Annotated in this window: 14 protein-coding genes; 7 read left to right on the top strand and 7 right to left on the bottom strand. The window is 63.5% G+C overall.

The annotated features are described in order from the left end of the window. Nucleotides 1-43: 43 nt before the first annotated feature. From HUTA_RS13375 to HUTA_RS13365, 3 genes are all read right to left on the bottom strand, one after another. Complete coding sequence (locus HUTA_RS13375; RefSeq protein WP_015790453.1) at nucleotides 44-2,221, bottom strand: amino acid permease; 2,178 nt, start codon at nucleotides 2,219-2,221, stop codon at nucleotides 44-46. A gap of 5 nt (nucleotides 2,222-2,226) precedes the next feature. Further along, nucleotides 2,227-2,637, bottom strand: coding sequence for an NAD-binding protein (locus tag HUTA_RS13370; RefSeq protein WP_143920387.1), 411 nt, complete (start codon nucleotides 2,635-2,637; stop codon nucleotides 2,227-2,229). A gap of 260 nt (nucleotides 2,638-2,897) precedes the next feature. After that, nucleotides 2,898-3,368: an Lrp/AsnC family transcriptional regulator gene (locus HUTA_RS13365; RefSeq protein WP_015790451.1), complete on the bottom strand. Its 471-nt coding sequence runs from the start codon at nucleotides 3,366-3,368 to the stop codon at nucleotides 2,898-2,900. A gap of 134 nt (nucleotides 3,369-3,502) precedes the next feature. Between HUTA_RS13365 and aspS the strand changes: the two genes are divergently transcribed. Together aspS and HUTA_RS13355 are read left to right on the top strand one after the other, a co-directional pair. Next, nucleotides 3,503-4,807, top strand: a complete 1,305-nt coding sequence (gene aspS, locus HUTA_RS13360; RefSeq protein WP_015790450.1) for an aspartate--tRNA(Asn) ligase — start codon at nucleotides 3,503-3,505, stop codon at nucleotides 4,805-4,807. Between the two features lie 223 nt (nucleotides 4,808-5,030). After that, nucleotides 5,031-5,447, top strand: coding sequence for a hypothetical protein (locus tag HUTA_RS13355; protein ID WP_015790449.1), 417 nt, complete (start codon nucleotides 5,031-5,033; stop codon nucleotides 5,445-5,447). Between the two features lie 85 nt (nucleotides 5,448-5,532). On the opposite strand, the gene HUTA_RS13350 is transcribed toward HUTA_RS13355, so the two are convergent. From HUTA_RS13350 to HUTA_RS13340, 3 genes are all read right to left on the bottom strand, one after another. Next, nucleotides 5,533-6,462, bottom strand: coding sequence for a lipase family protein (locus HUTA_RS13350; RefSeq protein WP_169304902.1), 930 nt, complete (start codon nucleotides 6,460-6,462; stop codon nucleotides 5,533-5,535). A gap of 315 nt (nucleotides 6,463-6,777) precedes the next feature. Next, nucleotides 6,778-7,308: a hypothetical protein gene (locus tag HUTA_RS13345; protein WP_015790447.1), complete on the bottom strand. Its 531-nt coding sequence runs from the start codon at nucleotides 7,306-7,308 to the stop codon at nucleotides 6,778-6,780. Beyond that, nucleotides 7,305-7,607 carry a UPF0175 family protein gene (locus tag HUTA_RS13340; RefSeq protein ID WP_015790446.1) on the bottom strand — a complete coding sequence of 101 codons (303 nt, stop codon included), beginning with the start codon at nucleotides 7,605-7,607 and terminating at the stop codon, nucleotides 7,305-7,307. The genes HUTA_RS13345 and HUTA_RS13340 overlap by 4 nt, the downstream gene beginning before the upstream one ends. A 97-nt stretch (nucleotides 7,608-7,704) precedes the next feature. Here HUTA_RS13340 and HUTA_RS13335 point away from each other — a divergent pair, with 97 nt between their 5' ends. The 5 genes from HUTA_RS13335 (at nucleotide 7,705) to HUTA_RS13315 (ending at nucleotide 11,850) form a co-directional block, all read left to right on the top strand. After that, complete coding sequence (locus tag HUTA_RS13335) at nucleotides 7,705-8,586, top strand: pantoate kinase (RefSeq protein ID WP_015790445.1); 882 nt, start codon at nucleotides 7,705-7,707, stop codon at nucleotides 8,584-8,586. Between the two features lie 35 nt (nucleotides 8,587-8,621). Then, nucleotides 8,622-9,371: a 4-phosphopantoate--beta-alanine ligase gene (locus HUTA_RS13330; protein ID WP_015790444.1), complete on the top strand. Its 750-nt coding sequence runs from the start codon at nucleotides 8,622-8,624 to the stop codon at nucleotides 9,369-9,371. Between the two features lie 61 nt (nucleotides 9,372-9,432). Next, entirely contained in the window at nucleotides 9,433-10,086 is a 654-nt protein-coding gene (locus HUTA_RS13325) for a chemotaxis protein CheC (RefSeq protein WP_015790443.1), read from the top strand. A 117-nt stretch (nucleotides 10,087-10,203) separates the two neighbouring features. Beyond that, nucleotides 10,204-10,827, top strand: coding sequence for a trimeric intracellular cation channel family protein (locus HUTA_RS13320; protein ID WP_049941467.1), 624 nt, complete (start codon nucleotides 10,204-10,206; stop codon nucleotides 10,825-10,827). Nucleotides 10,828-10,929: 102 nt separating this feature from the next. Next, nucleotides 10,930-11,850: a sulfide-dependent adenosine diphosphate thiazole synthase gene (locus HUTA_RS13315; RefSeq protein ID WP_049941357.1), complete on the top strand. Its 921-nt coding sequence runs from the start codon at nucleotides 10,930-10,932 to the stop codon at nucleotides 11,848-11,850. 24 nt (nucleotides 11,851-11,874) lie between these two features. Here the strand turns inward: HUTA_RS13315 and HUTA_RS13310 are convergent, their stop codons facing one another. Then, nucleotides 11,875-13,113, bottom strand: a complete 1,239-nt coding sequence (locus HUTA_RS13310; protein WP_015790440.1) for a hypothetical protein — start codon at nucleotides 13,111-13,113, stop codon at nucleotides 11,875-11,877. Nucleotides 13,114-13,210: the final 97 nt, after the last annotated feature.

The raw sequence follows: 13,210 nt of genomic DNA, 5'->3' as shown, positions 1-13,210 counted from the left end.
CGAACCGACAACGCGATAGTTCCAACGCGGGGCGTGTACTGACTCAGTACACGACGCGCTGAACGAGCCGACCGATCAGCCCGGGTTGTCCGTCGCTTCCCGGATGCAACACGAGGGCGTTCCCGCGTTTCGCGACGGCGTCTCCCGGACCATCCCGGAGCACTGCGCCCACGGTGTCAGCAACAACGACGACGTCGGCGTCGTCCGTCGCACGGACCAGCGCGGCTGTGTCGTCACCCTCGACGATCGCCGACTCGGTCGGGGCCGAGCAGAGATCCGCCAACTCGGCGTGGTACCGATCGACCGAATCACGCCGTTCCGGCGTCGCGTCCGGCTCGATCCCGTGGACGAGTTCGATCGTCGCATCGTTGGCCGTCGCGAGCAGGTTCGCAATCCGGACTTTTTCGGGATCGAACGGCCCGCCGTCGTCGACCAGCGCGATCCGGTCGATGTCATCCAGGCTCTCTGCCTCGACGCCCAGAACGTCAAACGAGCGGGTCGGTCCGAAGATGACGTCCGAAAGGTTCTCGCTGAAGGTCGGGCCGGACTCGTCGACGACGACCAAGTCGTAGCCGTGGAGGTCGGCGACGTTCTCGACCGCCCGATCGATGTCGTGGCTGACGATCTCGCCGTACTCGACGGGGACACTCGCGTCCCGGGCGAGCGCAGCCGTCCGTTCCTCGAAGGCTTTGTCGGCCGTCGAGAGGGTCGACTCGGCGTAGGACAATGGCGTCTGGTCCGGCACCTGATCGAACTGGACGACAGTGACCGTCCCGTCCCGGGCGCGAGCGATCGGAATCGCCACGTCGAGGAGTCGTTCCTCTGCCGCCGCGGTCGTGTCCTCGGTGAGCGCCACGAGCACGTCGGACTCGTCGGCGTCGTGACAGACCGATCGGGTCTCATCGACGGCGCGTCGATCCATGCCGCGACGGATCGCGTCCGTGAGTGCGCCCTCCCGGGAGACGTTGCGGTGGGCGTACGCGAAGTACCAGCCGACGCTCCCGAGAATGATGACGATCGCCCCCACGAACGGGATCAGTCCCATCTGGGTCAGCAACACGAGGCCGCCCAGGACGCCAAAGCCCTGCATCCAGGGATACAGCGGCGATTTGTAACTCGGGTCGTAGGCGATGTCACTCTCCCTGAAGGCGATCAGGGCCACGTTGATCAACACGAACACGAGGATCTGGAACGCACTCGCGAGTTTGGCGATGCTCATGATCGGGACGAACGCGATCAGTGCCAGCATGACGAGACCCGTCAGTGCGATTGCTGTGACCGGTGTTCCAAAGCGGTCACTGACGGCCGCGAACGTCGGCGGCGCGAGGTCGTCGCGGCTCATCGCGAAGGGGTACCGCGACGACGAGAGGAGGCCGGCGTTGGCGGTACTGATCAGCGCGAGCATTGCAGCGATGACGACGGCGGCCACGCCGGGCGTCGACATCGTCGCTTCGGCCACGTCGGCGACGGGGGTGTTCGAGCCGACGATCCCCGACGGATCGACGCCGACGATCACGATCACGACGAGGACGTACAGCAGCGTCGTGAACCCGAGCGACCAGATCATCCCCCGGGGTATCACCCGATCAGGATCCTCGATCTCCTCGGCGACGCTCGCGATCTTCGTCACCCCCGCATAGGAGACGAACACGAAGCCGGTCGCTTCGAGGATGCCGCCCGCACCCGAGGCCAGGAATCCATCAAAGGAGGCGCTCTGGATCGAACCCGCACTGCCGCCGACGAACCAGATCATCGCGGCCAGCATGATCGCCACGATCCCGACCTGCAGGCGACCCGTCTGTTTCGCGCCCAGGAGGTTGACCAGGATGAGGACGGCCGCGAGCACGAGCGCGACCGGCTTGATCGGGAGTTCGAAGTACCACAAGAGGTACGGGACGCCGCCAACGAGCGCGAGCGCGCCCTTAAACGAGAGCGCGAACCAGGTCCCGATACCCGCGATGGTCCCGAGCAACGGTCCCATCCCCCGTTCGATGTAGAGGTAGGTCCCGCCGGCCTCGGGCATCGCCGTCGCCATCTCGGCCTTGCTCAGTGCTGCCGGGAGGACGATCAGTGCTGCCAGAACGTACGCCAGGATCACCGCCGGTCCGGCCATCTCGAGGGCGAGCGCCGGCAGGATGAAGATGCCACTGCCGACCATCGCACCGATACTGATCGCCAGCACCGAAAACAGTCCGAGATCGCGTTCGAGTTCCTTCGGCATCGGGATTAGAGTGCCTCCAGCGAGTCCTGAACCGCTTGCACGCTCGCTTCGGCTGGCGTCACCGTCTCGGTGGCTATCCCATCGAAGGCGGCCGTTCGATCCGAATCGTTGACCCTGATGATCACTGTCTCGACGTCACCGTGAATTCGCAGGCGCTGGGCCACGAGCAGGTTGACCGCGTCCCTGTCGGTCGCGACGAACGCGGTCTTTGCCGAGATCGCCTCCGGGTCAAGGCCCGTGTCGAACGTCGTCCGATGGGTCGGCACTCCGGCACGCTCGGCCACCCGTGCCTGATTGTGTCGATCCGTGACGAAGACGACCGCGTGGGAGCTATCAAGTTCCTCTGCAACTGCTCTGACGCCGCTGGTCGTCCCGATGACCACCACGTCGACGGAGGAAAGCACGTCCTCGGTCATCCCGGCGCACAACCCCCTGAAATCGGCGACAGGCCCTTCGTTCGCGCGCGTCGATGCCCTGCTGTCGTGGACGGACGATGTCGTTCCATACACCCACACTAAATCACGGAACGTCATAAGTTAGTCGATTATTTTGACGTTACGTCATCTAAACCCGGCAAAACGATCCGATACGTCTGAATTCGTGTCAGTCCCCCGAACGACGACAGTCCTGTGAGAGCTGGCCAGCTCGGTCAAACGGCGACAACGCAAACAGACAATCAGGCCCGTTCGACGCTGAATCCGTCGAACGGCGTTTCGTACTCGTTGCGGATGAGGTCCTCGTCCTCGATGGTGAGGCCGATCTCGTCGAGTTCGCGACCGATCCGGCTGAGATCGTCCCCGTCGCGGCCGATCGCCTCGATGTGGACGTTCTCGTGGCCGGTCATGACCTCCCGGACGGCCACGACGCCGCTGACTTCCTGGGCCCGTTCGGCGAGTTCCTCCCGGTCGGGGACAGGTGCCGTACAGACGAGCAACGTGTGCAACTGGAGGCCAGTCTGTTCGTAGTCGATCTCGGCGTGATATCCAGTCAGAATGCCGTCGGCTTCCAGCGCCTGGATCCGGGTCCGCACCGTACTCGGGGCGACGTCCATGCGCTCGGCGATCGTGCTCGTCGAGGTTTTCCGGGCGTTGTCCTGGAGTGCATAGAGGATCGCCTTGTCGAGATCGTCGAGTTCGTGAACGGCCATTGCTCGGTGTTTCGGGGGAACTGACAGAAGCGTTTTGGTCGGCGACGGGAGCGGACCCCTGCAGCCACAGCGATCGACCCCCTCCCTCGAATCGAATAAACGGAGTTTAATCCCCGGGCGAAAAACACCGAGGTATGCAGGACCGTACGTACGCTGCTGACGCCGATCCCGGGACGAGTGCGACCGTCGCGGGCTGGGTCCACGAGATCCGGGACCTCGGCGGTATTGCCTTCCTGATCCTCAGAGATACGACCGGGAAGATCCAGGTCAAAATCGAGAAGGACGAACTCGACGAGGCGCTCGTCGAGACGGCGCTCGACGTCCACCGCGAGAGCGTCCTCCGGGTCGAGGGCGACGTCGAGGAAGAGGAACGCGCGCCGACGGGCGTCGAGGTCACGCCCGACGACATCGAGGTGATCGCCCCTGCCGACCCCGAACTCCCGCTTGACCCATCCGGGAAGGTCGACGCCGAACTCCCGACACGACTGGACAACCGGACGCTTGACCTCCGCAAGCCCGAAGTCAAAGCCATCTTCGAGATCCGCGCGGAAGTCCTGCGCTCGGTCCGGGAAGCCTTCCGGAACCTGGATGCGACTGAGATCAACACGCCGAAGATCGTCGCCACGGGCACCGAGGGCGGGACGGAGCTGTTCCCGATCACCTACTTCGGCCGCGAGGCATTCATGAACCAGAGTCCACAGCTGTTCAAGCAGCTGATGGTCGGTTCCGGGCTCGAGCGAGTCTTCGAGATCGGGCCGATCTTCCGCGCCGAGGAGCACAACACGCCCCGGCACCTCAACGAGGCCACCTCGATCGACTTCGAGTCGGCCTTCTACGACCACACCGAGGCGATGGACGCCTGCGAGACGGTCGTCAAAGCGGCCTACGAAGGCGTCGCAGGGAACTGCGCCGACGAACTCGAAACGCTCGGCCTTACCGAGGTCTTCTCGGCTCCCGAGGGCGACTTCCCGCGGCTCACCTACGAAGAAGCCATCGAGCGGATCAACGCCACGGGCGAGATCGACGACGTGCTGGTGTGGGGTGACGACCTCTCGACAGAGGCCGAACACGCGCTCGGCCAGGACGTCGGCGAGCACTACTTCATCACCGACTGGCCGAGCGAGATCAAGCCCTTCTACATCAAGGATCACGACGACGATCCCGAGCTCTCGACGGGCTTCGACATGATGCACCCGTCGATGGAACTCGTTTCGGGCGGGCAGCGTGAACATCGCCACGACCACCTCGTCGAGGGATTCGAACAGCAGGGTCTGGATCCGGGTGCCTTCGAGTACTACACCAAGATGTTCAAGTACGGCATGCCGCCCCACGCCGGCTGGGGCCTGGGTGGCGAACGGCTCGTCATGACGATGCTCGGTCTGGAGAACATCCGCGAAGCCGTGATCTTCCCGCGAGATCGCCAGCGACTCTCTCCGTAGAGTCGCTCGATCTCGCAGCGGTCAAAGATCGAAACGGCTGAGTCCGTAGCGAGACCGACCGCGAGGAGGTCTCGGTTGCGAGCGGGAGCGAAGCGACACGGGAGCGGCGAAACCGTTGAGAGCCAACGAGAGTGATTCTGGCAGCGGTTTTGTGGGGGACTACAAGAACAGCGGACGGGAACCACCAATCATTAAGGTATCAGCGTGTCGATCACTACGATAGATGAATACAGACGAACAACGCGAAACCGATCCCCGTATGCACTCACACCTCCGAATCGGATACCGGGTTCTCTTCGTCAGTGGCGGGATCCTCGCCGTGGGAAGCCTCCTGGGCGTCACCGTTGTAAATTTGATCTCGACCGAGCGACTGGCGGTGTCGATGTTCGTGTTTGCCTTCATCAGCGCGGTCGGAAAGACCGTCAACGAGGGACGAACCGTTCGCGCTGGACTATCAACACTCGTCGTGGTGACCCTCGGACTTGTCGCCGTCGACCCATTCGGTTGGGCGTTGATCGGGCCCGTGACAGTGGTCATGGCGTTGGTCTTTTTCGCGTGGACGGTAGCAACAGTCTCGGACGTGATCGGAGGCGACGAAATCCTGGAAAAGTCCAAACTCGGACCGGGCGGACGGTACTAGTCACCGTCGCCATCCGACAGGCTATGAGAATGTGATGTGTCGCCGTGGAGACCTCAGGCGACACATGCCGCCGCGGGCCAGTATCTCAATTGAAGTTTTCCACGATCTGTGAGACACACTCCTCGCTGGATTTGTAGCCGACGTGGCTGCTGACCGAGTCAGTCACGTCGACATCGTAATAGTTGGCTGGCGTCCCATCGGGACTCACTCCCACGTCTCCGGACCCGTCATCATCTCCAGAATCGGATCCGTCATCGTCTCCCCAGTCCCAGCCGCTGTCATCGTCTCCCCAGTCCCAACTGCTGTCACTGTCTCCCCAGTCCCAGCTGCTGTCACTGTCTCCCCAGTCCCAACTGCTGTCACTGTCTCCCCAGTCCCAACCGCTGTCACCGTCTCCCCAGTCCCAACTGCTGTCACCGAGGCTCCAGCCACTGCTATCGCCGAAGCTCCAGCCACTGCCATCACCGAGGCTCCAGCCACTATCGTCTTCCCCCGCCGAACTACTGCTATCGCCGAGGCTAAAGCCACCGCCGATCCCCAAACCACCGTCACAATTCGCTCCACTGCTGCCGATCGTGGCGATGGAGTCGTTTTGGGAATGATAATTGTACACCCCGCCCGCCGAGTTCCGGATGGCGTCGTAATATTGCCCACCCTCACAGACCGCGCCGGGGCTCAGATACCCGCCGATCAGCGCGATCGTGTCGATGTTCGTCTCCTCGACCGTGTCGAGCGCCGCCATCGAGGCGACCGCGCCCATGGAGTGACCGACCACCCGGATGGTCGTCTCGGGATTCGCTTGCGTGTATTCATCGAGCCACGCGCCGAACCGCTCGCCGCCGTTTCTGGCCCCCGAGATGAACCCGGACCACGTCACCGCAGCCACAGACTCGTCGTAGCCGACACTTTCGGCAGTCCCGGCGAACTGGGCAGCCTGACTCGTACTGACTGAGCCCGCCCCCAATCCGTGGATGTTGAAAACTATTTCAGCAACGCCCTGCGGCGCTTCGTCCACTGACGGAGTCCCACTCGAGAAATCCAGTTCCGGGATTCCTCCAAATCCCCCAAACTGTGCTGCTGCGGGCTCACTTTCCGTCGCGAGCCCCGCCGTCCCGACCACCGCTGCCGGTGCCGCTTTCAGCAACGAACGTCGGGAAATTGTATCTTCCGTGCTATTCGAGTCGCTAAACGTATGATTCGTCTGTTCGCTCATTCTACCCCCCAATTGAAAGTCAAATGCGTTCTGTAAAATAAATCTATTGTAATTGTTCTCAGATGTCTTGTGGCAAATTCACCTCGATCGAATCGGAAAACCCACGGCCGACGTCGATCAGAGACCACCGACAGCCTGTGCGCGGAGTTCGCCAGTGAGATGGAGCCCATGACTGTCGATCCGACGGACGATCCGCTTTGCCTGTGTCGTCTTGAGGTACTTGTCTTCGCTTGCAGCCCGGACGACGACACCGAAGGTACCAGTGACAGTCGCCCCCAAGCCCGCAGCAACCGTCCGGAGGCGGCGGTCGTCGGTGACGAGTCCGATCGTCGGATCGTCGTCCCGTGGGTCGTCAGATGGATCGTCAGTTGCCGCCAAAACGGGTTCCAGTAGCCGACTCTCGACCACTGGCGCTTCGACACCGAGCATACCCGTCGCCTGCGCTTCGAACTCGGTCTCGGCCGCTTCGCGGGTCGCGACACCGTCGGCGATCAGCTTCTCCATGTTCGTCTTCGCCGGTTCGGTCGAGACGTGTTCGGCGACCGCCTCAGGAATCACGATTTCGCCATCGAACGCCCTGAGTAACGTTGTCTCGCCGACCGTCCCGAGGTCGACCAGTGGGCCTGGCCCGACGTAGATCCGGGTCATAGTTCGTGGGCCGCCTCGACCTCGCGCTCGAGATCCTCGCGCCGGAACTGCACGGTCAGATTCTTCTCCCGACTGATTTCGAGCCACTCGGCCACGGTGACGTTTGCCAGCCTGGCCGCCTCGTTCACCGCGACCTCGCCGGACTGGTAGCGCTCGACCGCGTGGCGAACCCGAAGATCATGCAGACCATCACGCAACGACTTCCGGATGATCGTGCTCCAATCCTCCTCGAGCAGGTCGGCGACGGCTTCGAGTTCGTCCTTCTCTTCGTCGGGAAGCCGGACACTGACTGTGGGCATGTGTATACGTCCGAAGACAGCGTAAACACCCATCAATCTGGCGGCTTCCCGGACGCGTCCCGAAGGGTTCTAGCGGGCGGCAGCCGAAACCCGGGTGATGACCGAGAAAGCGAGTGCCTTCGTCCCGGGGCACGTGACGGGATTTTTCTCCGTCGTGCGGACGGATGACCCGACGACGACGGGATCACGCGGTGGCGGGATCGCGCTCTCAGACGGCGTCAGAGTGACCGTCGAATCCGCACCCGAGACGACGGTGACGCTCGATGGAGAGCCCGTTCAGATCGAAGCGGTCGAACGGGTTCTCGACGCCCTGGAAGTCGAGGCGGCGGTGACCGGCGAGACCGATCTGCCGATCGGTGCGGGGTTCGGGGTCTCCGGGGCGATGGCACTCGGGACGGCACTCGCCGCCAATAGCGCGTTCGACCGGCGACTCTCGCGGGACGAACTCGTGACGATCGCCCACGGTGCGGAGGTGCAGGCCGGGACAGGCCTTGGCGACGTCGTCGCGCAGGCAGCCGGCGGAATCAGCCTCCGACTGGAGCCGGGTGGACCCATGGAAAACCGCCTCGACGCGATTCCCGCGCAGTCTCGAATCGAGTACGTCACCTTCGGCGAACTCGACACGGCCACAGTCATCGGCGGTGACACCGACCGGCTGACGGAAGCTGGAAACGAGGGGGTTTCGACCGTCGTCGGAGAGCCGACCGTCGAGCAGTTCATGTACGCATCCCGGCGGTTCGCTCGTGAAGCCGGACTCCTGACTGAGACGGTCCGGGACGTGATTATGGACGTCGCAGCGGCCGACGGTGAGGCCTCGATGGCGATGCTCGGGGAGACAGTCTTTGCGACCGGTGAGGGACTGTCGGCGGCAGGATACGATCCTGCAGTCTGTCGAGTCGACCCAACGGGAGCGACGCTGGTCGATGGCAGGCACGCGGGCACAGAGAATTCCACCCTGTCGAGTAACGCGTCGCAGTAGCGACGTTTTTCACTGTCTGGGTCCGATCGGGAGCCATGAGCGAGGTTGACGTCCCGGAGAGTCACCCACGGTACGAATCGCTGTTGACCCGCCATCGTATCGAAACCGGCGTCGAGAAGGGGATCACGAGCCAGCAGGGTCTCATCGCCCAAGGGCGGGGCGAAGCATTCGATTACCTGCTGGGCGAGCGGACCATCGAGAGCGCCGACCGGGCCGAGCGGGTTGGGGCCGCACACCTTCTGCTCGCCGACCACCCAGTGCTCTCGGTCAACGGGAACGTCGCCGCGCTCGTCCCCGGGGAAGTCGTCGAGCTGGCTGCGGTGACGGGAGCCGACCTGGAGGTCAACCTGTTCAATCGTACTGAGCAGCGGATCGAAGCGATCGCCGACCACCTCCGCGAGCACGGCGCAAACGAGGTGAAGGGACTGACGGCTGACGCACGCATCCCCGGACTCGATCACGAACGCGCGAAGGTCGACGCAGACGGGATTTACAATGCCGACACGGTCGTGGTTCCACTTGAGGACGGCGATCGGGCCGAAGCACTCGGTGAGATGGGGAAAACGGAGATCGTGATCGACCTCAATCCGCTGTCCCGATCGGCACAGGTCGCGGCGGTGCCGATCATCGACAACGTGCTCCGGGCCGTGCCAAATATGACAGCGCATGCCCGATCGCTACAGGACACCCCGGCGGATGCCCTCCAGCAGATAGTCGACGACTTTGATCCAGCGCAGGCACTCGGCGCTGCCGAGGAAGCGATTAGATCCGGCGAACTGGAGTAACCCCGCGCGGTACCCGGTGACCAGCAGAGTACTTACGTGAACGCACCGAAAAAGAGCCCACATGAGTCTCGAAGTCGACATCCGGAAACTCGATCTGTTCAACAAGATCGCAAAGGAGGGCTCGGAGAAAGTCTCGGATCACCTCAACCAGATGGCGGGGCTTTCGACCGAAATTGCGGTCTCGAAGATCAACTTCCTCGACATCGAAGACGTTCGAACCCACATGGGCAGCGGGGATCGCGTCGGGATCTTCGTCGAGCTGACCGAATCACCCTACGGCTACGTCCTCTTTATGCTCGAACCCGCCGACGCGAAGGATCTTGCGGGGATGCTCGTGGGTGGCGGTGGCGACGACGCCGACGGGTTTACCGACATGGAACGATCGGCGATCCAGGAGATCGGCAACATCATGACCTCCGGGTACATCGACGGGTGGGCGAACGTCCTCGATACGACGATCGGCATGTCGACGCCGTCGTTCGCGTACGGGCCAGCTGACGGCATCGTCGACAAGATGGGGGGCTGGCCCGACGAGGACATCGCGTTCGTCATCGACTCACGCATCACGGCTGGCGACGGCGACAACGACGTCTCGCTGACGATCTACACCTTCCCGAAGTTGGTCGATCTCGTCGAGTTGATCCAGGGCATCGACGTCTCGACGGTTGTCGGCGAGGACACGACAGTGTCCACGGACATCACGGACGAAATGTAATCCGGCCGAAAGCGACGGGACTTGCGAAGAACGGAGGGCTCAAGACCCCACTCGTCGTTGTGTCAGTCAGTGGTCGAAACGTTCCTCGGCGAAGTGCTGATCGATCCGTTCGCGGTGATGAACACGATCGGGCTGGTCGCGTTCGCCCTGGTGGGGGCGGCGAAGGCGATCCGCGAGCGTTTCGACGTCTTCGGCATCCTGGTCGTCGGCCTCGTGGTCGCCTTCGGCGGCGGCGCAACCCGCGACGTACTGGTGGGTCGGATTCCACTGGCGCTGCAGAACGTCGGCGAGATCGCGCTCGGGACCCTCGGCGTGAGTCTCGCACTGGCGCTGAGTTTTCTGCTCGACTCGCCGGACGATCACCCGATCACGCTCGTGGCCGACGCGATCGGGCTGGCCGCCTTCGCCACGGCGGGAGCGATCGTCGCGACCGAGGCCGGAATTCCCTCCTTCGGTGTGGTCGCCGTCGCCACCATCAACGCGGTCGGCGGCGGTGCGTACGCCGACATCCTGCTCGATCGCTCCCCGTTTATCCTCTTTGAGGACTTCTACGCCAGCCCCGCCGTGCTTGGCGGCCTCTCGTTTTGGGCAGTGACGACAGTTGGCTGGACGGTCGCCCCCGCGGCGGCCATGTGTGCGACCGTCACCGTTGGAACCCGCCTGGTCGCTGTCTCACGGGGATGGCATCTCCCGACGGCCCAGACGCTCGGGCTGGCGCGTGACGTCGACGGCTCAGAATAGACCAGCCCGTTTGCACCGTTTGTGAGAGACCGATCCAGCCACGCAGGTGTAGCGATCGTAACACTTTAATATTTATCAGTAGTACCACTAAGTGGTATGCAAGTGAGCGAGTTCGATCAGTTCAGCGATGTCGGCGAAGCAGCAGTCACCCGCGCGATCACCGAGGAGTGGACAGACGAGTTCATGGACTTCACCGAGAGTGACGTCATCATCATCGGCGGTGGGCCGTCCGGGTTGATGGCCGCGAAGGAACTCTCCGAGCGGGGAGTCAAGACCATGGTCGTCGAGAAGAACAACTATCTCGGCGGTGGGTTCTGGCTCGGTGGCTTCCTGATGAACAAGGTCACGGTCCGCGATCCGGCCCAGAGCGTTCTCGACGAGCTCGACGTCGAGTATACCCAATCCGAACAGGAAGACGGACTGTACGTCGCAAACGGCCCTGAAGCGACCTCCGGGCTCATCAAGGCGACCTGTGATGCCGGTGCGAAGATGCAGAACATGACGGAGTTCACCGACATCGTGGTCCGCGAAGACCACCGCGTCGGCGGCATCGTGATGAACTGGACGCCCGTCCACGCGTTGCCACGGGAGATCACTTGCGTCGACCCGATCGCCGTCGAGTCTAAACTCGTGATCGACGCGACCGGTCACGAGGCCTTAGCGATCAAGAAACTCGACGAGCGTGGCGTCCTGGAGACCGACGGAATCGCCGAGGAAGGCGACACCGGCATGGACGCGACCGGCGACGAGAGCTACGGCGCGCCGGGCCACGACTCGCCGGGCCACGACTCGATGTGGGTCGCCGAAAGCGAGGACGCCGTCGTCGAGCACACTGGCCTCGTCCACGACGGCCTCATCGCGACCGGGATGGCGGTCGCCACGGCCCACGGTCTCCCGCGGATGGGACCGACCTTCGGTGCAATGTTGCTGTCAGGAAAGCGCGGCGCGCAGGTTGCCCTAGACGAACTCGGCGTTGACGCCGACCCGGTCGACATGACGACACCCGCGCCGGCCGACGACTGAAGCCACAACCAGAACGGGCAGGCCTCAATCCGGCAGTGAGATCGAAACCGACTCGTTGTCGCCTGCCACCGCAACGCCATCGACGAAGGCCGGTGACCCCGCTGTGACGACGACCGTTTTCGGCCCTGAACGCGTACGCTGGGACGCCTGTGGCGGATCGCCCGCCGCGGCGTACCGCTCGAATCCGGCGGCGAATTGGTCCGCGTAGCTGGCCTGATCCCAGGTCGTAACCCAGACAACCCCGGATGCGGTCCCGTTTTCGAACGCGAGCAAGCGGTCGGTTCCCCAGCCTCTGACCGCCCGGCCGGCCGCCTCACGGTCCAGCCGTGTCGACAGCAACGCACGGATGCCGAGCTCACCGAACCGCTCGGTCGCCGTCCGTTCCCAGTCGCCATCGCCGGAGACGGTCACGTTGAGTGGTCGCGGTGGTTCGCTTTCCGGCGGGAGGCCGTAGCGGAGTTGTTCAGTCGTGTTCGGTGGATTGGCGTAGACGCCCGCGAGGGAATCTGGCGAAGTGGTCCGCCCCTCGGCATAATCGTATCCGGCATCGAGTGCGCCACGTGCGAGCCAGGACGACTCCTGCCAGGCAAAGTCCCACTCACGGATCTGCTCCTCGATCGAAAGCGAGTACTCCTCGGCGTAGGCGTCTGCCGCAAGCGCGGCAGCCCCACGACGCAATCCGAACGCAACCAGTCGCTCGTCGAGCGTGCTGTTCGCCTGGCTGGGGATCGACGCTGTCCAGCCCAGCCGCTCCTGGAGTACCTGTGTGTGGAAATACGCAAGGTGATACTCGATCTGGGCTGACCCGTGCATGCCCTTGACGAGATGGATCGTCGCGTTGGCGCTGTCGACGCGACCGTACAGGGTCCCGCCGTCCGCCGAGACATCCGGTCCGAGGGCCGCCGTGATAGAATCCGAAAGCGAGAGCGGGTCCGGGCCTGGATCGATCATCGGGCCGAGTCGATAGTCGACCGTCGGCTCGATGGCCGTAACCGAAAGCAGCGATCGAAGTCGCCACAGTGCGACCGGGGTCGAGGCCTGGTTGCTCATCTGCAGTGGGCCAGCAGTCGGGAGGTTCTCGGGCGTGAACGTGGCCGGCTGCTCAGTCGTCACGGCCGTCGGAACAACTTGCTCCGGTGTCCCCTCGTCCGGTACCGCAGCCGGCGTGACAGTCGGGACATCGGGATCATCCCCAAGCCCGAGACAGCCAGCTGTCAGGAAAAGCAACAGCACGCTTACCGTGAGAACCACTCGAGAACCCATCTACCCGCAACTGCAGTCGGCTGACCGCATAAACGTTCAGGTCCCCGACAGACGGTGGCAACCCGTGGGCACGTGTACAGCCCCGGCCGGACTGGCG

Origin of the sequence: Halorhabdus utahensis DSM 12940 (assembly GCF_000023945.1) — an archaeon.
In the GTDB taxonomy this organism is placed as follows: Archaea; Halobacteriota; Halobacteria; order Halobacteriales; family Haloarculaceae; genus Halorhabdus; species Halorhabdus utahensis.
The sequence above is the reverse complement of the archived record's forward strand: the minus strand, read 5'-3'. Positions and strand labels throughout refer to the sequence as shown.

Bases quoted from the DNA above. Each gene is read 5' to 3' on its own strand.
- HUTA_RS13375 (WP_015790453.1), bottom strand. From the start codon at position 2,221: ATGCCGAAGGAACTCGAACGCGATCTCGGACTGTTTTCGGTGCTGGCG.
- HUTA_RS13330 (WP_015790444.1), top strand. From the start codon at position 8,622: ATGAGCGAGGTTGACGTCCCGGAGAGTCACCCACGGTACGAATCGCTG.
- HUTA_RS13340 (WP_015790446.1), bottom strand. From the start codon at position 7,607: ATGCCCACAGTCAGTGTCCGGCTTCCCGACGAAGAGAAGGACGAACTC.
- HUTA_RS13310 (WP_015790440.1), bottom strand. From the start codon at position 13,113: ATGGGTTCTCGAGTGGTTCTCACGGTAAGCGTGCTGTTGCTTTTCCTG.
- HUTA_RS13320 (WP_049941467.1), top strand. From the start codon at position 10,204: ATGAACACGATCGGGCTGGTCGCGTTCGCCCTGGTGGGGGCGGCGAAG.
- HUTA_RS13325 (WP_015790443.1), top strand. From the start codon at position 9,433: ATGAGTCTCGAAGTCGACATCCGGAAACTCGATCTGTTCAACAAGATC.
- aspS (WP_015790450.1), top strand. From the start codon at position 3,503: ATGCAGGACCGTACGTACGCTGCTGACGCCGATCCCGGGACGAGTGCG.
- HUTA_RS13355 (WP_015790449.1), top strand. From the start codon at position 5,031: ATGAATACAGACGAACAACGCGAAACCGATCCCCGTATGCACTCACAC.
- HUTA_RS13345 (WP_015790447.1), bottom strand. From the start codon at position 7,308: ATGACCCGGATCTACGTCGGGCCAGGCCCACTGGTCGACCTCGGGACG.
- HUTA_RS13370 (WP_143920387.1), bottom strand. From the start codon at position 2,637: ATGACCGAGGACGTGCTTTCCTCCGTCGACGTGGTGGTCATCGGGACG.
- HUTA_RS13365 (WP_015790451.1), bottom strand. From the start codon at position 3,368: ATGGCCGTTCACGAACTCGACGATCTCGACAAGGCGATCCTCTATGCA.
- HUTA_RS13335 (WP_015790445.1), top strand. From the start codon at position 7,705: ATGACCGAGAAAGCGAGTGCCTTCGTCCCGGGGCACGTGACGGGATTT.